Source organism: Marilutibacter maris (assembly GCF_003233695.1).
GTDB lineage: Bacteria > Pseudomonadota > Gammaproteobacteria > Xanthomonadales > Xanthomonadaceae > Marilutibacter > Marilutibacter maris.
This window is the reverse complement of sequence record NZ_CP029843.1, coordinates 1,852,852-1,871,868: the sequence shown is the minus strand read 5'-3', so window position 1 is coordinate 1,871,868 and position 19,017 is coordinate 1,852,852. Positions and strand designations below refer to the sequence as shown.

General features: G+C 67.0%; 22 protein-coding genes. 12 read left to right on the top strand and 10 right to left on the bottom strand.

Annotated elements, in window-relative coordinates:
* Positions 1-222 precede the first annotated feature (222 nt).
* The 3 genes from C9I47_RS08230 (at position 223) to C9I47_RS08220 (ending at position 2,033) form a co-directional block, all read left to right on the top strand.
* Positions 223-714 (top strand): hypothetical protein, encoded by a 492-nt coding sequence (locus C9I47_RS08230; protein WP_145985453.1) that lies wholly within the window; start codon positions 223-225, stop codon positions 712-714.
* A 190-nt stretch (positions 715-904) separates the two neighbouring features.
* Positions 905-1,318, top strand: a complete 414-nt coding sequence (locus tag C9I47_RS08225) for a hypothetical protein (RefSeq protein ID WP_111266308.1) — start codon at positions 905-907, stop codon at positions 1,316-1,318.
* Positions 1,319-1,571: 253 nt separating this feature from the next.
* Positions 1,572-2,033 (top strand): DUF4236 domain-containing protein, encoded by a 462-nt coding sequence (locus C9I47_RS08220; protein ID WP_111266307.1) that lies wholly within the window; start codon positions 1,572-1,574, stop codon positions 2,031-2,033.
* 179 nt (positions 2,034-2,212) lie between these two features.
* Here C9I47_RS08220 and C9I47_RS08215 read toward each other — a convergent pair whose 3' ends face one another.
* From C9I47_RS08215 to C9I47_RS08165, 10 genes are all read right to left on the bottom strand, one after another.
* Positions 2,213-2,587: a hypothetical protein gene (locus C9I47_RS08215; RefSeq protein WP_111266306.1), complete on the bottom strand. Its 375-nt coding sequence runs from the start codon at positions 2,585-2,587 to the stop codon at positions 2,213-2,215.
* A gap of 899 nt (positions 2,588-3,486) precedes the next feature.
* The gene (locus C9I47_RS08205; RefSeq protein WP_111266305.1) at positions 3,487-4,533 is read right to left on the bottom strand and encodes a glucokinase; all 1,047 of its coding nucleotides are present in this window, start codon (positions 4,531-4,533) and stop codon (positions 3,487-3,489) included.
* Between the two features lie 300 nt (positions 4,534-4,833).
* Positions 4,834-5,544, bottom strand: coding sequence for an OmpA family protein (locus C9I47_RS08200; RefSeq protein ID WP_111266304.1), 711 nt, complete (start codon positions 5,542-5,544; stop codon positions 4,834-4,836).
* Positions 5,545-5,688: 144 nt separating this feature from the next.
* Positions 5,689-7,167, bottom strand: a complete 1,479-nt coding sequence (locus C9I47_RS08195; RefSeq protein WP_111266303.1) for a WS/DGAT/MGAT family O-acyltransferase — start codon at positions 7,165-7,167, stop codon at positions 5,689-5,691.
* Between the two features lie 48 nt (positions 7,168-7,215).
* A complete protein-coding gene (gene alr, locus C9I47_RS08190) occupies positions 7,216-8,415 on the bottom strand; it encodes an alanine racemase (protein ID WP_111266302.1) in 1,200 nt (399 codons plus the stop codon).
* Between the two features lie 40 nt (positions 8,416-8,455).
* A complete protein-coding gene (locus C9I47_RS08185; protein ID WP_111266301.1) occupies positions 8,456-9,880 on the bottom strand; it encodes a replicative DNA helicase in 1,425 nt (474 codons plus the stop codon).
* A gap of 287 nt (positions 9,881-10,167) precedes the next feature.
* Positions 10,168-10,620, bottom strand: coding sequence for a 50S ribosomal protein L9 (gene rplI / locus C9I47_RS08180; RefSeq protein ID WP_111266300.1), 453 nt, complete (start codon positions 10,618-10,620; stop codon positions 10,168-10,170).
* Positions 10,621-10,773: 153 nt separating this feature from the next.
* Positions 10,774-11,004 carry a 30S ribosomal protein S18 gene (gene rpsR / locus C9I47_RS08175; RefSeq protein ID WP_031372470.1) on the bottom strand — a complete coding sequence of 77 codons (231 nt, stop codon included), beginning with the start codon at positions 11,002-11,004 and terminating at the stop codon, positions 10,774-10,776.
* Between the two features lie 27 nt (positions 11,005-11,031).
* Entirely contained in the window at positions 11,032-11,475 is a 444-nt protein-coding gene (rpsF, locus tag C9I47_RS08170) for a 30S ribosomal protein S6 (protein ID WP_111266299.1), read from the bottom strand.
* A gap of 211 nt (positions 11,476-11,686) precedes the next feature.
* Positions 11,687-12,034: a HesB/IscA family protein gene (locus C9I47_RS08165; protein WP_111266298.1), complete on the bottom strand. Its 348-nt coding sequence runs from the start codon at positions 12,032-12,034 to the stop codon at positions 11,687-11,689.
* A 165-nt stretch (positions 12,035-12,199) separates the two neighbouring features.
* On the opposite strand from C9I47_RS08165, the gene asnS reads away from it, so the two are divergent.
* The 9 genes from asnS to C9I47_RS08120 all read left to right on the top strand — a co-directional run bounded on the left by asnS (position 12,200) and on the right by C9I47_RS08120 (position 18,973).
* On the top strand, positions 12,200-13,600 hold the full coding sequence (gene asnS, locus C9I47_RS08160) for an asparagine--tRNA ligase (protein WP_111266297.1): 1,401 nt from the start codon (positions 12,200-12,202) through the stop codon (positions 13,598-13,600).
* Between the two features lie 111 nt (positions 13,601-13,711).
* Positions 13,712-14,017 (top strand): hypothetical protein, encoded by a 306-nt coding sequence (locus C9I47_RS08155; protein WP_111266296.1) that lies wholly within the window; start codon positions 13,712-13,714, stop codon positions 14,015-14,017.
* The gene (locus tag C9I47_RS08150; protein WP_111266295.1) at positions 14,014-14,331 is read left to right on the top strand and encodes a hypothetical protein; all 318 of its coding nucleotides are present in this window, start codon (positions 14,014-14,016) and stop codon (positions 14,329-14,331) included. The genes C9I47_RS08155 and C9I47_RS08150 overlap by 4 nt, the downstream gene beginning before the upstream one ends.
* 7 nt (positions 14,332-14,338) lie before the next feature.
* The gene (locus tag C9I47_RS08145; protein WP_111266294.1) at positions 14,339-14,986 is read left to right on the top strand and encodes an FMN-binding negative transcriptional regulator; all 648 of its coding nucleotides are present in this window, start codon (positions 14,339-14,341) and stop codon (positions 14,984-14,986) included.
* 2 nt (positions 14,987-14,988) lie between these two features.
* Positions 14,989-15,777, top strand: a complete 789-nt coding sequence (locus C9I47_RS08140; protein WP_111266293.1) for an SDR family oxidoreductase — start codon at positions 14,989-14,991, stop codon at positions 15,775-15,777.
* Positions 15,778-15,889: 112 nt separating this feature from the next.
* Positions 15,890-17,326, top strand: a complete 1,437-nt coding sequence (locus C9I47_RS08135; protein WP_111266292.1) for an aldehyde dehydrogenase — start codon at positions 15,890-15,892, stop codon at positions 17,324-17,326.
* Positions 17,323-17,988, top strand: a complete 666-nt coding sequence (gene can, locus C9I47_RS08130; protein WP_111266291.1) for a carbonate dehydratase — start codon at positions 17,323-17,325, stop codon at positions 17,986-17,988. The genes C9I47_RS08135 and can overlap by 4 nt, the downstream gene beginning before the upstream one ends.
* Positions 17,985-18,428, top strand: coding sequence for a RidA family protein (locus C9I47_RS08125; protein WP_111266290.1), 444 nt, complete (start codon positions 17,985-17,987; stop codon positions 18,426-18,428). The genes can and C9I47_RS08125 overlap by 4 nt, the downstream gene beginning before the upstream one ends.
* The gene (locus C9I47_RS08120) at positions 18,428-18,973 is read left to right on the top strand and encodes a 3-hydroxyanthranilate 3,4-dioxygenase (RefSeq protein ID WP_111266289.1); all 546 of its coding nucleotides are present in this window, start codon (positions 18,428-18,430) and stop codon (positions 18,971-18,973) included. Before C9I47_RS08125 ends, C9I47_RS08120 begins: the two co-directional genes overlap by 1 nt.
* Positions 18,974-19,017 lie beyond the last annotated feature (44 nt).

The following is a 19,017-nucleotide window of genomic DNA, read 5'->3' as shown; positions in this document are numbered from 1 at the left end:
GCGACCTTACCGAATGACGGGCACCATCCACGAGCGATCAGCAATGTCATTCGCGGAGTCGCACTTGGTGAGACAGTCATACTCGACAGTCCAAAGGGCACCGGAGGCTATGGTTCCGCCCAGAGTCTTCTGAGCAAGCTGATTGTACAGAACTGCTTGAAGCCACTTCCTCTACCCGGCCAACCTGCTCACAAGTCCCCAACGTGGCCTGGCATAGAATTGATGGACGTAGTTTCCAAGGACTTACGCCGTGAAATTGAACGCGGCGGTGGTGTAGCAAAAATCTACATGCGTGTGGCCGAGGCCGCCAGGGTTGAAGACGAGTACTGGCAGAGCCGCCTGCGGGGCGCATTGGATGCCATGCCTCACGCCAGCAAGTTTCACGCGACGTGGGAGGCCGATGATGAACCGCTGGACACGGATGCCGTTATTGGCGCTGTAAACGAGTTTTCTGAAGATGAAACAGCGATCGAAGCCCTAACCCTTGAGCTTGTAGAAGGCAACCGCATCAGGACCTTGGGCAAGTTCAAGGTCCGCAAGCCAGTCGACGTAACGGTCGACTCAGCTGGGGTTCTTCATAGCAGTGACATCATTAATGGCCTGTGGCGGTTCTTGGATGAACTCAGAACGCCGGACGGTGACAGATGGAGACTCATTGATGACGATGGGAACTTCACAACTCATGCGACCATCTCATTTTCTACGGGGCCTTAAGGAGGCTCTCTCGCGATCTGCGCCGGCGGAATGGGCAACAGCACACGACGTCTTCAAGGAAATGTGTGCGCTGGAGAACCGCAGCTCTAGAGAACGATCATATGCTCGCATCTGGATGACTGCTCAGTTCCTCGCTGGCTTTGTCCCAGCACTTGCTATATCGGCATGCTCGACATTCTCAAGCGAAGGAATGGTAAGCACTTTCGTCGGCGCCCTGCTGGCATTTAGTGCTTTAGTCGTCGGGTTCATTGTGGCACTGATGCTATTCACAGGGACTGTCGGCAACATGGCCGCTCTAAGCCTTGAGCAGCTTCAGGCGCACACTGCGCGCATAAAGTACCTTCTGGTATCGCAAACGACGACTCTTGCTGCCGCGCTCTTGACCACGATCAGCGCGATCGTTTGGCTCATCCTGTTTTCTGTGAGCGCTCAGAAATTGCTGATTGACGTGAATTCAGGCTTGATCGGCGGCTTCATGCTAATAACCTTGATTAGAACTGTATTGCTACCTCTTCAGATATTTGAGCTGCATGCGGCCACCCTCGCTGATGAAGAGACAATTAAGGCACAGGAAACCCGGAATCGTTATACCCAATCTCAATAGCAGCCCCCATATATTGGCGCCGACCCGAGAGATGGCTAGAGTGCTACTCCTGCCGAATTCAGACCAGTTCGGCACCCGTGCTATATGGAGTGCAGTTAGTCGGTAGCACAGTCATCAGCGCCAACCTCAAGAACGAGGACAAGGTCCGAGTACGTGCGCCAGCAGCGACTACGACTGGATCATCTAGATAGATTCCACTGACATCAGTGGCACCATCCAGCACGAGTCGCCAGCAGCGCCGCCGGGGGAACATATGGGCTTTCGCTTCTATCGCAGGGTCAACCTGGGAAGTGGCTTCGGACTGAACATGAGCAAGTCCGGGGTCGGCGCCAGCATGCGCGGGAAACATGGCTCCATTGGGTCGCGAGGCTTCAGCATCCGCACAGGAATCCCGGGACTCAGCTTTCGACAGAACTGGGGCAAGGGCGGCCAAGGTGCCTTGGCGTTCCTCCTGATTGCCGCAGTTGTTGCAGTCATCTTGGCGGTTCTCGTTGTGGTTGCCAAAGTTGTAATGGTGCTTGCCGTCCTTGCGTGGGAGGGCGGAAGATGGTGTTTTCTTACCGCTCAGGATTACCTCGAGCACAGGCGAACTGGCCAACAGAACTTCCTCGAATCTCCTGAATCAGAGGCCAGCGCTGATTCGCCTGCCCGGCCAGAGAAGACCTTGGCCGAAATTCTCGCCGCGGAAGAACGTTCAACGTCTAGTAACGATTGACAGAGATGCAATGACGAAGTGACGGAGATCATCCGCACACTGACTTCCAGAGTGCAATCACCATCGTAGACGGTGCTCCATCGTCCAAGAACTTCCGCAGCTCTAGAACTGAGATCGGACAGTGAAAAGCCCCTCCGGAGAGGGGCTTTCGGTATGCTCATTGGGACTGAGGACTACGGCTACCCATAGGCAGCCATGGGCTCGCCATCATCCTCACATGAGGAATGGCTAACGTCCTCCACAGCAGAGGGCGTAGCCATCGAGGAAGCAAAGCGCTCCTGGGCCTCAAGCTTGTATTCGTGACCGACCCAGCGCATCAGTACTCGACGGATGAGCGGCTGGTAACCAAGCCCTTCCCTCTCAGCAAAGCGCTTAAGGTCTTCGATCAGCACCTTCGGCAGTCGGATCGAGATCATCTGAAGCCCCATGGCATCATCAACAGCGCGATCGTGCTCACTAGAGGACGCAACCGCGTGTTCCGCTGAGTTACCCAGCACTCCATCTTCCCATGGGCACTCAACTACCTTAGTTTCGGTTGTCACCTTCTTTGCCATTGGCATCTCTATACCCCTTTCTTTGTGTGCTTAACGCACAACTGCTCATATAGAGCGTCAGACCCATCAGTAGGTGGGAATGCGGTCTTTATCGCGTAAAAATCTTCATACTCGACATAGCAGACTTTGATCAGCTGACCTCTGTCTGTGCATGACACGAACCACCTTGTAGGTGGGTCAGTGTCATGTTTCTCTCGCGAGTCTCGGAACGATGGCCCTGTGCGATTCAGAAAACACTCGCCTATGTCCGCTTGGGTCACTCCGTGCTTCGTCTTCAGCTTTTCCCTGACGCGCCCCGAGATCTTGAAATCCTTCATCCTTGTGCCGCGCTCCCGAGTGGGTGATGCATTGTATATACGCAAGATTTGTATATACAAGGCCATTCGTCACGGTCTACCTACCATCGTTCGGCTGACACTCACCAACTACAATCGTAAATGATTGATTTATAAGGGCGACGGTCGCATGTCTCGTTCAATGCTTCAGCCCTCCTGTTCAAATTTTGAACAGCCATCCTCCGTTCAACCCTAGGAACGCGCTGCTGGGCGGGGTGTGAGGGGAGGCGTCAGCAACGCTAACGGTTAGCGGGGTCCCAGGGAGCCGTTCGTCGGGGACTATTAGCCAGTGCCCCCCGAGACGTCGGGGTCAATGCCCCTTCCGTCGCGTGGTCGCTCCATGTGGGCATTCGAAGCCGCCATCGAGCCCGAGAAGAAGGACTTTCGGGGGCATCATTGGGGGCATCTATGCCCTACTCTTCCCAAATATTTCGCGCAAACAGGCCGTTTCAGCCCTCTATTCAGTAGGGCCCACCCCACCAAACGACCAGAACCCCCGCCGGCAACGGCGGGGGTTCTTTCGTATCGGCTGCGGCGAATGTCGCGACGTCGCGACGGGAGGACTCAGCCCGCCGGGTTGTGCTCCATGTACCAGGACGCGGCGCCCTGCAGGCCGAGCTGGCCGTGTTCGACCAGGTGCACCGGGACCCGCTGGAGCACCTCGCCCATCACGCCCTTGTCGACGAAGCGCGCGGCGAAGTCGCTGGCGAGCAGGAAGTCGGCGATCTGCGCCGGGATGCCGCCGGCGAGGTAGACCGCCTTGGCGCCGAAGGTCAGCGCCAGGTCGCCGGCGACGCTGCCCAGCACGTCGCAGAACATCGACAGGGCCTCGACCGCCTGCGGGTCGTCGCCGCGTTGCGCGGCCAGGGCGATCGCCGCCGGCGCGTCGTGGCGGGCGGCGACGCCATCGATCCCGCACAGCGCCTGGTAGGTGTTGAGCAGGCCGGGGCCGGACAGCAGGCGCTCGATGCCGACATGGCTCCAGCGGCGCATGAACACCGCCAGCACCTCCAGTTCGCGCGCGCTGCGGACCGACAGCGCGGCATGGCCGGCCTCGGTCGGCACCACCAGCGGCGGCCGCCCGGGCACGCGCACCGCGGCGCCGAAGCCGGTGCCCGGGCCGATCACCAGCGCCGGGCCCGGCTCGGTGGTGCGGTCGGGGCCGCTGACCCGTCGCGCCCGTGCCAGGTCGATGCTCGGCACCGCCCAGGCCATCGCTTCGAAATCGTTGATCAGGCGCAGGTTGTTGAGGCCTGCCGCGGCAATGGTGCCGCTGACCGAAACCGACCACGGCAGGTTCGCGTGCACCAGGGTGTCGCCGACCAGCAATCCGGCGATCGCGACCGCGGCGTCGGCGCGCGGTGCGATCCCGACCTCGTCGATGAAGCGGCGCAGGATCGAGGCCAGATCGTCGAACCCGGCGCAGTCGTAGCGCCGGAACTCGGTCAGACGCACCGTCGCCGGCACCGCCACCGGTTCGACCAGGGCGACCCGTGCATGGGTGCCGCCGACATCGGCGGCGATCAGCGGCGCCCGGTCGGCCGCGCGGCCGGGCCCGGCTTCCGCCGCGCCTTCATCGGCGCCGTCGCCCTTGAAACCGATCGCGCTCATCCGCGGGCCCCGCTGCGGCGCGGACGTCCGCCGAGGCGGGTCACTGCCGGTGCGGACAGGTCGTGGCCGCTCGATGGGGTCGGGTCGTAAGGATATGCCTGTTGCCTTGGGGTCACGCGTGTACGGGTTCCTGCTCGGTTCGCTGCCATAGTAACGCCAGCGCCGGGAATCGGACCGGAAATGTCCGCAACCGGAACGATGGCGGCGAAAAGAAAAGCGGGCCGCGATCGCGGCCCGCCGGTGGTGCGCCTGTCCGCCGGAGCGGAAGGCCGGTTCGGTGTCGTGCCCGCGACGCTCCGCTCAGGAGCGCACCGGCACCAGGGTGATCTCGACCCGGCGGTTCTGCGCGCGGCCGCTGTCGGTCTCGTTGCTGGCGACCGGATGGCCCTCGCCGGCACCGATCAGGATGAAGCGGTCCCGCATCAGGCCACGCGACATCAGGTAATTGCCGACCGAGGCCGCACGGCGCTCGGACAGCTGCTGGTTGTAGGCATCGCTGCCGACGCTGTCGGTGTGGCCAGCGACCTCGACAATGGTCTGGTCGTACTGGCGCAGGGTATTGGCGACGTCGTCGAGCACCGGGTAGAACCCCGGCTTCAGGTCGGACTTGTCGAAGTCGAAGGTGATGTTGCTGGGCATGTTGAGGGTGATGTTGTCGCCCTGGCGGATCACGTCGACGCCGGTACCGGCCATCTGTTCGCGCAGCGCACGCTCCTGGCGGTCCTGGTAGTTGCCGATCGCACCGCCGGCCAGGCCGCCGATGCCGGCGCCGACCAGGGCGCGCTGGCGCCGCTCGGTGGCGTCGTCGCCGCTGAGCAGGCCCGCGGCGACGCCGGCGAGCGCGCCGATCAGGGCGCCCTTCTGGGTCCGGCTCATGCCTGAGCGCTGTTCCTGCGGCTGTCCATAGCCCTGATCGCCATAGCCACCGCCATAGCCACCGGTGGTTGCGCAACCGGCCATCATCGTGGTGACGACGGCGGCTGCGAGCATGCTGCGGATCTGGGTTTTCATCGGTTCAACCTCGTTGTCTGGCGTGAGGGCAGGCACACACGCTAATCCCTCCCGCGTCTCCGGGGAGTGACGGTCGAAAACCCCATTCAGCTTCCAGCAGGCCCGCCTGGTAGGCGTTTCGGACCGCTTCCGCCCCTCCCCCGCTCAGCCCTCGATCAGCAGCGCCTGCGCTGCGGACGCGTCCAGCGGGGTGTCCCAGTCGCCCATCAGCGCCAGGTACAACAACTTGTCGAACTCCTCGCCGAAGTGGCAGATCACGTCGCCCGGGTCCGGGATCAGCTTGCCGTCGGCGATCAGCCCGAAGTGCACCCGGCCGTTGTAGCTGAGGATGGAAATGCCGACCCCGATCGAGCCGGTCTGCGGGACCCAGAACATCATCTGGTCGAGCGCGGCGCCGGCCAGGTACAGGGTCTGCTGGGGCCCGGGCACATTGGTCGCCACGGTCGAGGCCTTGCGGCTGAGCATTTCGAGCGCGACCGTCTGCACGCCCGCCGGCGCGACCCCGAGCGTCGCAAGAAGTCCATAAGCAACAATGGCTTGCTTTGAATTCTTGAGGGATTCCATGCAGCTGGCGACACGCTCGACCCGGCGCACTGGGTTGGCCTCGCCGACCGGCAGGTCGAGGAACACCAGGCCGAAGTGGTTGCCCAGCTTGCGGGCATGCTCCAGCGGCCGCAGGTTGACCGGCACGGTCGCGCGCAGGGTCAGTCCGTCGACCGGATCGCCGCGCTCGACCATGTAGTGGCGCAGCGCGCCGGCGGCGACCGCCATCAGCACGTCGTTGACGGTGCAGCCGCAGGCGCGACCGACCGCCTTGACCTCCTCCAGATCCAGCGGCTCGGCCCAGGCGACCCGCTTGCGTGGCCCCAGCGCGCCGCGCAGCAGCGACGGCGGATCGTCCGACAACGCCAGCGCGGTCAGCAGCTCGCGTGCGATCTCGCCGCCTTCGCGGGCCAGCACCGCGGCCAGGGTCGGATCGCGGTACATCTCCAGGCCCTTCTCGACCATCTTGCCGCCGATCTTGCCGCCCAGCCTCACGTAGCGGTCGACCGCGCCGACGCGGCGCGCCACGTCCGCGTGCTCCTGCTTCAGCCAGGTGTGCGGCAGGCCGTCGCCGCGGCGCGGATGGCGGCGGGTATCGGTCAACGACAGCAGCACCTGCACCAGCGCCATGCCGTCGGCGTAGCAATGGTGGATACGGGCGACCAGCGCCGAGCCGCCGCGGTAGTCCTCGATCAGGTGGAACTGCCAGCGCGGACGCTGCGGATCCAGCGCGGTGGAGGCGAGCCGACTGACGAAGCGTTCCAGCGCCTGCTTGCCGCCACGGCCGGGCAGGCTCGCCGGCTGCACGTGCCACTCCAGATCCAGCGCCTCGTCGGTCTCCCAGACCGCCGCCGACGCGGTCTGCACGGGCCGCTGACGGAACCGCGCATAGGCCAGGAAACGCTCGTCGATCAGCTCGCGCAGCGCGTCCAGCGACAGCCGCTCGGCGAACATCAACACCCCGGTGATCATCATCGGGTTCGAGCGCCGCTCCATCCGCAACCACGCGGTATCCACCTTCGACATCGGTTCGCGACGGCCGCCGGCATCCGGCCGGCCGGGCGACGTTGACTTGTCCATGTACCCTCCCCGGTTCGCCCGGAGTGAATCACGCCGGCTCGAACAACGTCAACGCGGCTGCGGTTCCGGACCGCCAACGTAGTGGCGCGGAATGCGCCCGTTGAGGCCGACCATGATCTCGTAGGGAATGGTGCCGGCCATCCGCGCCAGCTCCTCGGCGCCGATGAAGGCGTCGCCCTGCGCCCCGATCAGCACCACCTCATCCTCGTTCCAGGCGCTGTCGGCGCCGATGTCGACCATGAACTGGTCCATGCAGACGCGGCCGACGATCGGATGGCGGCGGCCGCGGATCAACACCTGGCCGCCACGTCCGTCGGCGGACGACGACAAGGCGCGCGGATAACCGTCGCCGTAGCCGATCGGCACGGTCACCACCCGGGTATCGCCGGCGGGCGCCCAGGTCGCGCCGTAGCTGACCGGATTGCCGGCACGCACCACCTTGAAATACACCACCTGCGATACCAGCGACATCACCGGGCGCAGGTCGATGCTGCGCCGCGACGCCGGGTCCGGCAGCACCCCGTACAGCGCGATCCCGGGACGGACCATGTCCAGCCAGGTCTGCGGGAAGTGCAGCACACCGCCGGAATTGGCCAGGTGGCGCAGCGGCATCGGCGCGCCGATCCGCTCGAAGTGGGCGCAGGCCTCCAGGAACCGCTCCAGCTGCAGCGCGGTCATCGGCGACCGCGGGTCGTCGGCGCAGGCCAGGTGCGAATAGACCGCCTTCAGCTCGCACCAGCGCGACGCCGCCGCCGCCTCGATGAACGCCCGCGACGAGTAGCTGTGCACGCCGATGCGCTCCATCCCGGTGTCGATCTTCAGGTGGATCACCGCCTTGCGCCCCATCGCCTCGGCCGTGGCCTCGACCTGGCGCAGCTTGTCCAGCGAGGACACGGTGATTTCCAGGTCGTGGGCGATGAACTGACCGGCCTGGCGGGCGCAGATGCCGCCCAGCACCAGGATCGGCACGGTGACGCCGGCGCGGCGCAACTGCACGCCCTCCTCGACGAAGGCCACGCCGAGCTGGTCGACGCCGCGGGCCTGCAGATGCCGCGCCACCGGCACCAGGCCGTGGCCGTAGGCGTTGGCCTTGACGATCGCCATCACCGGCACGCCGACATGGGCGCGGATGCCGGCGAGGTTGTGGGACAGATTGGCCAGATCGACCATGACCCGGGTCGGACGGGTTCCGACGGTGCCGGGAACCGGGACGTCGGACGGATTCGCGGAGGATTCGGGCGCCTGCATGGCTGCCTATGCTAATGCAGCCGGCGTCGACGCCGGCGCATCACTCGAAACTGCCGACCGAGTCGTGGGAAAGGTTGTCGAAGCGGGTGTACTCGCCGAAGAACTTGAGCTTGACCGAGCCGGTCGGGCCGCTTCGCTGCTTGCCGATGATGACCTCGGCCAGCCCCTTGTCGGGCGAGTTTTCCTTGTTGTAGTAGTCGTCGCGGTAGATGAAGACGATCATGTCGGCGTCCTGCTCGATCGCGCCGGATTCGCGCAGGTCCGCCATCACCGGACGCTTGTCGGTGCGCGTTTCCAGCGAGCGGTTGAGCTGCGACAGCGCGATCACCGGCACCTCCAGCTCCTTGGCCAGGCCCTTGAGCGAACGCGAGATCTCGGAGATCTCGGTGGCGCGGTTCTCGTTGTTGCCCGGCACCGACATCAGCTGCAGGTAGTCGATCACGATCAGGCCCAGGCCGTGCTCGCGCTTGAGCCGGCGCGCCTTGGCGGCGAGCTTGGTCGGCGACAGGCCGGGCTCGTCGTCGATGAAGATCTTGACCTCGCGCAGCTGCCGGATCGCGCTGGTCACCCGGCTCCAGTCCTCGTCCTCGAGCTGGCCGGTACGCAGGCGCTGGGCGTTGACCCGGCCGACCGAGGAGATCAGGCGCATCGCCAGCTGGCTGGCCGACATTTCCATCGAGAAAACCGCCACCGGCAGCTTGCTGCGGAACGCGGCGTACTCGGCCATGTTCAGCGCCAGCGTGGTCTTGCCCATCGCCGGACGCGCGGCGAGGATGACCAGGTCGGTCTTCTGCAGGCCGGCGGTCATCTCGTCGAACTCGGTGTAGCCGGTCGGCAGGCCGGTGATCGCGCCGCCGTTGGCATAGCGGGTCTGCAACTCGTCGAAGGCCGCGGTCAGCGCCTGGTGGACGCTGGTGAAGTCGTCCTTGCCGTTGCTGTTGGCCTGGGCGATCGCCAGCACCTGGCGCTCGGCCTCGTCGAGGATCTCGCTGCTGTCGCGGCCGTCGGGCTGGAAGCCGTCGTTGACGATGCCGGTGCCGACGTCGATCAGCTGGCGCAGGATCGCCTTGTCGCGGACGATGTCGGCATAGGCGCGGATATTGGCCGCCGACGGCGTGGTGCTGGCCAGTTCGATCAGGTAGGCGCCGCCGGCGACCTGCTCACCCAGGCCCATCGACTCGAACCATTCGCCGAGGGTGACCGCGTCGTAGGGCTTGGCCTTCTGCGCCAGCTCGTTGATCGCGCGGAAGATCAGCTGGTGGTCGCGACGGTAGAAGTCGGACTCGGAGATGTGGTCGACGACGCGATCGTAGGCGTCCGGGGCCAGCATCAGCCCGCCCAGCACCGCCTGCTCGGCCTCGATCGACTGCGGCGGCACCCGCAACTGGTCGATCCGGCCCTCGTCCCGGTCCTTGAAGCGCCTGTCGCTGCGGCCGTCGCTGCGAAAACCGGGGCGTGCGTTCATGGGCGGCGGTCTCCTGGCTGGATGCATGCGCTCGCCCGCGGCGGCGCGGCGGGCGTGGATCAGGGTTGGGCATCCTAGCCCCGGCGGCCTGCGACAGGTTGCAGACAAGTCTGTGGCAAGCCTGTGGATATCCGGGTATCGACGCGGGGATAACTCCCGCGGCCGGACCGGTGATATCAGCTGGGCGTCTCAGATCCTGCGACCGCCGCAGCGGCGGCGGGCGGACGCCCAAAACGAAGCGGGCGCCCTGTCGGACGCCCGCCGCGTGGTGTTGCCGGCGGTCGTGCTCAGGCCGCTTCCGGCGCCACGATCACCTTGACGGTCACGTCGATGTCGGCGTGCAGGTGGATCACGACGTCGTACTCGCCGACGTGGCGGATCGCGCCCTCGCCCATGATCACCTCGGACTTCTCGACCTCGAGGCCGGCCTTGGTCAGCGCCTCGGCGATGTCGCGGGTGGTGACCGAACCGTACAGCTTGCCCTCGGTGGCGGCGTTGGCGTAGATGGTCACGCTGGCGTCTTCGAGCTTGGCCTGGCGGGCCTGGGCATCGTCGTGGATGGCCTTGGCCTTGGCTTCGTACTCGGCGCGACGGGCCTCGAACTCGGCCAGGTTGGCCTCGGTGGCCGGCACGGCCTTGCCCTGCGGCACCAGGTAGTTGCGGCCGTAGCCCGGCTTCACGTCGACCTTGTCGCCGAGCCTGCCGAGGTTCTGCACGTTCTGCAGGAGGATCAGTTGCATGGTGTTGCTCCGTATTCGTTAGCGGACCTGTCGGCCCGCAGCGGGTTTCGCTGTCCGAAAAAGCGGCGGCGCCGGGAGCTCGCCCTCACCCCCGCCCTTCTCCCGGGGACGGGAGAGGGGGAGCCAGGGCCGCCCCGCGGGCGACGGCTTTACTCAAGCGTTGTGGTTGTCGGTGTACGGGATCAGGGCCAGGAAGCGGGCGCGCTTGACCGCGGTCGCCAGCTGGCGCTGGTACTTCGACTTGGTACCGGTGACGCGGCTCGGCACGATCTTGCCGGTCTCGGTCAGGTACTGGCGGAGGGTGTTGAGATCCTTGTAATCGATCTCCTTGACGCCCTCGGCGGTGAACTTGCAGAACTTGCGGCGGCGGAAGAACTTGGACATGGGAGTGCGGCTCCTAGGAAGGCGTGATCAGGCGGCTTCGGCGTTGTCGTCGGAATCGTCGGCGTTGTTGTTGTTGCTGTCGCCGTCGTCCTTGCTGCTGTCGTCGTCACGGCGACGGCGCTCGGAACGCTCGGGCTTGTCGCCCTTCTCGTCCTTGAACTTCATGATCAGCGACTGCTCGGTGTCGGCCTCGTCGCGCTTCATGACCAGGTGACGCAGCACCGCGTCGTTGAAGCGGAAACCGTCGACCAGCTCGTTCAGCACGGCCTGGTTGCACTCGATGTTGAGCAGCACGTAGTGGGCCTTGACCAGGTTCTGGATCGGATAGGCCAGCTGACGGCGGCCCCAGTCCTCCAGACGGTGGATCTTGCCCTCGCCGCCCTCGATCAGCGCCTTGTAGCGCTCGACCATGGCCGGAACCTGCTCGCTCTGGTCCGGATGGACCAGGAACACGACTTCGTAATGACGCATTGTGTTTTCCTTGTGGATGATGGCCGGAGCGTTCCGGCCGGATCAGCCCCCCACCCGTCCATCCGGGCGGTGGAGCAAGGGTCTCCCACGGCGGGGCCGAGGGAGCCGGTAATTATCGCAGTAGCGGACGGTTTCAGGCAAGCTGCGCCGACGAGCACCCCGGCAGGCCCTGTTCAGGCGGGCCCGCGGCCCGCCACGCCGTCCGCCCCGCTCAGCCCTGCAGCTGGGGCAGCGCCTCGGTGGTGAAGCTCTCGCCGCAGCCGCAGGCCTCGGCGATGTTCGGGTTGTGGAACAGGAACTGTTCGCCCAGGCGCTGCCTGACCACGTCGATGCGGGTGCCGTCGACGACCGGCAGGCTGGTCGTGTCGACGAAGATGCGCACCCCGTCCTGCTCGAACACGGTGTCGCCGGGCTTCTCCTCGCGGGCCAGGTCGGCGACATGCTGCCAGCCCGAACAACCGGTCCGGGTCACCCCGAAACGCAGACCGAGCGCGGACGGATCCTCGGTGAGGAAGCGCTGGACGCGGGCAAGGGCGGCGGGAGCGAGGGTGACGGCCATGGACGACTCCGGACAGAGGCAAAACGATCGATCGGGCGATGGTTCGATTATAGAGGCGCGCCCAACCGGTGTCGCCGCGCCGGCGGAACACCCGTTAAACTGCGCTGCTTTCCCCCATATCGGCCCGGACCGGGCCGGTTTCAAGCCATAGATGGTGCCCACAGCATGACGATCATCAGCGTCGAACACGCGCTCGCCGGCAAGGTGCCGGTCGGCGGCGAAGTCACGGTCCGCGGCTGGGTCCGCACACGTCGCGATTCCAAGGCGGGGCTGAGCTTCGTCAACGTCAGCGACGGTTCCTGCTTCGCGCCGATCCAGGTGGTCGCGGCCGACACCCTGCCCAACTACGAGTCCGAGGTGAAGCGCCTGAGCGCCGGTTGCTCGGTGATCGCCCGCGGCGAGCTGGTGCAGTCGCAGGGCAAGGGCCAGGGCTTCGAGATCCAGGCGCGCGAGATCGAGGTGGTCGGCTGGGTCGAGGACCCGGAGACCTACCCGATCCAGCCCAAGCCGCACTCGCTGGAGTTCCTGCGCGAGGTCGCCCACCTGCGTCCGCGCACCAACCTGTTCGGCGCGGTCACCCGCATCCGCCACTGCCTGGCGCAGGCGGTGCACCGGTTCTTCCACGAGAACGGCTACTACTGGATCAGCACGCCGATCGTGACCACCTCCGACGCCGAGGGCGCCGGGCAGATGTTCCGGGTGTCCACCCTGGACCTGGCCAACCTGCCACGCGACGGCAAGGGCGAGGTCGACTTCTCGCGCGACTTCTTCGGCAAGGAGGCGTTCCTGACCGTGTCGGGCCAGCTCAATGTCGAGGGCTACTGTCTGGCGCTGAGCAAGGTCTACACCTTCGGCCCGACCTTCCGCGCCGAGAACAGCCACACCACCCGCCACCTGGCCGAGTTCTGGATGGTCGAACCGGAGATCGCGTTCGCCGACCTGATGGAGAACGCCCGGGTCGCCGAGCAGTTCCTCAAGTACCTGTTCCGCGCGGTGCTCGACGAGCGCGCCGACGACATGGCCTTCATCGCCGAGCGCGTGCAGAAGGACGCGGTCAGCCGACTGGAAGCCTTCGTCAACGCGCCGTTCGAGCAGATCGACTACTCCGATGCGGTCGCCCTGCTGCAGCAGTCCGGGCACAAGTTCGAGTTCCCGGTCGAGTGGGGCCTGGACCTGCAGACCGAGCACGAGCGCTGGCTGACCGAGCAGCACGTCGGCCGCCCGGTGGTGGTGACCAACTACCCCGAGCACATCAAGGCCTTCTACATGCGCCTGAACGACGACGGCAGGACCGTCGCGGCGATGGACGTGCTGGCACCGGGGATCGGCGAGATCATCGGCGGCGCCCAGCGCGAGGAGCGCCTGGACGTGCTCGACGCGCGCATGGCCCAGTTCGGCCTGGATGCCGAGCACTACGGCTGGTACCGCGACTTCCGCCGTTACGGCAGCGTGCCGCACGCCGGCTTCGGCCTGGGCTTCGAGCGTCTGGTGGTCTACGTCTGCGGACTGGCCAACATCCGCGACGCCATCCCCTACCCGCGCGCGCCCGGCCAGGCTGAATTCTAGGAGTGAGTGGAGAGGAGTGAGGCGCGGGAAAGGGCAGGAGCCCGCCACGCTCGTCACTCCCGCTACCCGCCCCGCCTCTCACTTCTCCACCACTCACTCATCGACCCGCCCGTGATCCTGTTCTTCGCCCTCGTCTCGCTGTCACTGGCCATCGCCGGCGCCACCGCCTTCGTGATCTTCTGGCCGTTGGCCCTGGTGCACATCCGCGACCGTCACCCGGGGGTGCTGGCCGAGTTCGGTCCCGGTGCCTTCATCAATCCGGCCGCGCTGGGCTGGCTGCTGGCCAAGCGCTACGCGGCGATCGGCGACCGCAACCTGAGCGGACTGGCGACCCCGGCCCGGCTGTCGCTGCTGACCATCATCGGCGGCCTGCTGATGGCCGGTGCGCTGTGGCTGCTTTCGCAGGCGATCGCATGACCGGAGGAAACGACACGATGCACACGCAATGGTGGCTGGCCACGCTCGGCCGCACCGTGATCTGGGCGCGACTGCGGGTCCGCGAGGCCGGCACCGCCGAGGTCTTCGACAGCGACGGCAACACCCTGACCTACGACAGCGAGGACAGCGCGCGCGCGGCGCTGATGGATGCCGAATTCGTCGCCCTCGACGGCCTCGACGCCGACGACGCCCGCACCCGCGGCTTCCTGCTCGACGAGTTGGCACCGCCGCAGGCCGACGACGACGAACGGTTGCGCGCGCAGATGGTCAGCAAGCTGCCGTCCCACCACTGAGCGTGGCATGTATACGCCACGCGCCTTCGCGATCGACGACCTCGCCGCCCTCGACCGGCTGATCGACGCGGACCCCTTCGTCACCCTGGTGACGACCGCCGACGGCGTTCCGGGCGTCAGTCACCTGCCGGTGCTGTACCGCCGCGACGGAGACCGCATCCGCCTGTCCGGCCACTGGGCGCGGCCGAATCCGCAGGCGCGGCACGGCGGTCGCGCGCTGGCGATCGTGCATGGGCCGCACGCCTACGTGTCGCCGGGTGTCTACCCCGACAAGGAATCGGCGGCGCGGGTACCGACCTGGAACTACGCGGTCGCCCATCTCGGCGGCACATTGCGGACCTTCGACGACGAGGCCGCGCTCGGCGCGCTGGTCGCCGCACTGAGCAACGCCCACGAGGCCAGGATCGGCCGCGATTGGACGTTCGAGCCCGAACGCGACGACCACCGCCGCCAGTTGCGCGGCATCATCGGCTTCCACCTCGAAGTGGACCGGGCCGAGATCAAGTTCAAGCTCGGCCAGAATCATCCCGTCGCCAACATCGCCGCGGTCGCGGCCGACCTCGACGCGCGCCCAGAGCCGCGCGAGCGCGCGGTCGCCGCACTGATGCGCGAGCACGCGCTGCCGGCGGCCACCGACCCGACGCAAGGAGACTGAACATGGATCTCGACCTGTCCGGCAAACACGCCCTGGTCTGCGGCGCCAGCCAGGGCATCGGCCTGGCCAGCGCGCGCGAACTGGCCCTGCTCGGCGCCGATGTGACCCTGCTGGCACGCCGTGGCGAGCGCCTGCAAGCGCTGGCCGCCGAGCTGCCATGCCCCCGCCCCGGCCAACGCCACGACTGGATCGCGGTCGATGCCGCCGATACCGATGCCCTGCGCGCCCGCGTCGAGGCCCTGGCGGCGCAGCGTCCGGTCCATATCCTGGTCAACAACAGCGGCGGCCCGCCGCCGGGACCGGTGCGCGGCGCCGAGATCGCCGCGTTCGAGGCGGCCTGGCGCCAGCACCTGATCGCCAACCACGTGCTCGCCGAGCTCGTCGTACCGGGCATGGAGCAGGCCGGCTACGGCCGCATCGTCAACGTGATCTCGACTTCGGTGAAGGAGCCGCTGTCGGGACTGGGCGTCTCCAACACCACCCGCTGGGCGGTCGCCAGCTGGGCCAAGACCCTGGCCACCGAGCTGGCCGCCAGCGGCATCACCGTCAACAACGTGCTGCCCGGCTCGACCCACACCCCGCGCATCGAGCAGATCATCGATACCAGCGCCGAGCGCAGCGGCCGCGAGCGCGAAGCGGTGCAGGCCGACATGGTCGCCGCGATCCCGATGCGCCGCTTCGCGCGTCCCGAGGAGACCGCCGCCGCGGTCGCCTTCCTGTGCTCGCCGGCGGCGGCCTACATCACCGGCATCAACCTGCCGGTCGACGGCGGCCGCACCCGCTCGCTCTGAGCCCGCGTCCGCGGTTTCCCGCGAGCGTGGCCGGACGCCGCCCGGCGCGCGCGGCAACCATCGGGTCGCGTACGGTGAACGCGCCTGGCGGCACTCGCGTTAAGCTTGACCGATGCGCCTGAACCACTGGATCGATGGCACCGCCCGCCCACCCGCCAGCGACCGCTGGCTGGAGGTGTTCGCCCCTGCCACCGCCAGCGCCTACGCCGAGGTTGCCAGTGGCGACGGCGACGATGTCGACGCAGCGGTGGCCGCCGCCGAGGCGGCATTCGCCGACTGGTCGGGCCTGCCCAACAGTGCCCGCGCGCGTTGGCTGGAGCGACTGGCGCAGGCCCTGGAGGAGCACGCCGACGACTTCGCCCGCGCCGAGTCGCGCGACGCAGGCAAACCGATCCGGCTGGCCCGCGATATCGAGATCCCGCGCGCGGTCGCCAATCTGCGTTTCTTCGCCCAGGCCGCGACCCAGTTCGCCAGCGAATCACACCACGGCGAGACCGGACTGAACTACACCCTGCGCCGGCCGCTGGGTGTGGTCGCGACGATCTCGCCGTGGAACCTGCCGCTGTACCTGTTCACCTGGAAGATCGCGCCAGCGCTGGCGGCCGGCAACACCGTCGTCGCCAAGCCGTCCGAGGTCACTCCGGTCAGCGCGACGATGCTGGCCGAACTGGCGGCCGGGATCGGCTTTCCGTCCGGGGTGCTGAACCTGGTCCATGGCCTGGGTCCCGAGGTCGGCGAGGCGCTGGTCTCGCACCGGTCGGTTAAGGCGGTCTCGTTCACCGGCAGCACCGCGGTCGGCCGCCGCATCGCCGGCATCGCCGGACCGCAGCTGAAGAAGGTCTCGCTGGAGCTGGGCGGCAAGAACCCGACCCTGGTGTTCGCCGACAGCGCCTGGGAGGACCATCTCGACACCCTCGCCCGCTCGGCATTCCAGAACAGCGGCCAGATCTGCCTGTGCGGCTCGCGGATGCTGGTCGAGCGGCGCATCTACCACGCCTTCCGCGACGCCCTGGTCGAGCGCGCGCTGTCGCTGCAGGTCGGCGATCCGGTCGACCCGGACACCGACATGGGCCCGCTGGTGTCGCAGGCGCATTTCGACAAGGTCACCGCGGCGCTGCGGCGCGCCCGCGACGAGGGCGGCCAGGTGCATTGCGGCGGCTCGGCGATCGACCGCCCGGGCTGGTTCGTCGCCCCCACCGTGATCGACGGCCTCGGCCCCGACTGCGCGACCAACCGCGAGGAGATCTTCGGACCGGTGGTGACCCTGCAACCGTTCGACGACGAACACGAGGCGCTGGCCCTGGCCAACGCTTCCGACTATGGACTGGCCGCATCGGTCTGGACCCGCGACCTGGACCGCGCCCACCGCGTCGCCGCCGCCCTGCGCTGCGGCATGGTCTGGATCAACACCTGGCTGATGCGCGACCTGAGAACGCCATTCGGCGGCATGGAGGCCTCCGGCCTCGGCCGCGAGGGCGGCATGGAGGCGATGCGATTCTTCACCGAGGCCCGCAACATCGGCCTGCTACTGGATCCCTCACCGCGATGAGCAAACTGCACGACCTTCTTGAACGCAACCGCGAATGGTCCGAACGGATCAATGCCGAGGACCCCGGCTTCTTCGAGCGCCTGTCGGACCAGCAGGCGCCCAAGTTCCTGTGGATCGGCTGCTCCGATTCGCGGGTCCCCGCCAACCAGATCATCGACCTGGCACCGGGCGAGGTCTTCGTCCACCGCAACATCGCCAACGTCGTCGTCCACACCGACCTCAACTGCCTGTCGGTGATCCAGTTCGCGGTCGACGTGCTCAAGGTCGAGCACATCATCGTGGTCGGCCACTACGGCTGCGGCGGCGTGCACGCGGCCCTGCACGGCCACCGGGTCGGCCTGGCCGACAACTGGATCCGCCACGTCACCGACGTCGCGGTCAAGCACGCCGGCTGCCTGCATGCCGCCGCCGAGGGCGAGCGCCACGACCGTCTGTGCGAGCTGAACGTGATCGACCAGGTGCAGAACGTCTGCCAGACCAACATCGTCCGCGACGCCTGGAGCCGCGAGCAGCCGCTGACCGTGCACGGCTGGGTCTACAGCCTCAAGAACGGCCGGGTCAACGACCTGCAGATCGACGTCGAGCGCTACGAGCAGCTCGGCGAGCGCTACAGCGCGGCGATCGCGCGCGTGCATGCCGCCGGCGGGGACTCGCCGCGATGAGCAATGGCATCCACGCCGGCGCCGCGCCACGGCCGGTCGGCCGCTACCCGCACGCGCGCAGGGTCGGCGACCTGCTGTTCCTGTCCGGCATCGGTCCGCGCGATGCGGCCACCAACGCGGTTCCGGGCAACGTCCACGATGCCGACGGCCGTCTGCTGGGCTACGACATCGAGCTGCAGTGCCGCTCGGTGTTCGCCAACGTCAAGGCGGTGCTCGAGGCCTGCGACGCGCGCTGGGAGGACCTGGTCGACGTGACCGTCTACCTCACCGACATGGCGCGCGACTTCGCCGCCTACAACGCGGTCTGGGCCGAGTACTTTCCCGACCCCGACACCGCCCCGTGCCGGACAACGCTCGGCATCGACGCGTTGCCGACCCCGATCGCGATCGAACTCAAATGCGTGGCCCGTGCCGGCGCGCAGGCAACCGGAGAGCGCTGATGCTGCCCAGCCCGATCAATTTCCAGGCCTGGATCGAGGAGCACCGCCACCTGCTCAAGCCGCCGGTCGGCAACAAGTGCATCTACGACGGCGACTTCATCGTGATGGTGGTCGGCGGCCCCAACCAGCGCACCGACTATCACTGGGACGAGGGTCCGGAGTGGTTCTACCAGCTCGAAGGCGAGATGGTGCTGAAGATCCAGGAGGACGGCCGGGTCCGCGACATCCCGATCCGCGCCGGCGAGATCTTCCTGCTGCCGCCGCGGGTGCCGCACTCGCCGCAACGCATGCCCGACTCGGTCGGCCTGGTGGTCGAGCGCAGGCGCCTGGCGCACGAGAAGGACGGCCTGCTGTGGTACTGCGAACGCTGCAACCACATGCTGTACGAGGAGTACTTCCACCTGCGCGATATCGAGCAGGACTTCCCGCCGGTGTTCGAGCGCTTCTACCGCTCCGACGCGCACCGCCGCTGCGACGCCTGCGGCCATCTGAACCCGCGGCCGGCGCGCTACGAGGCGCAGGACCCGGGCGCGGACCGGGGCTGAGTCGCCCGCCACCGTGGCCGCGCCGAAGCCCTCGCCGTCTCGAC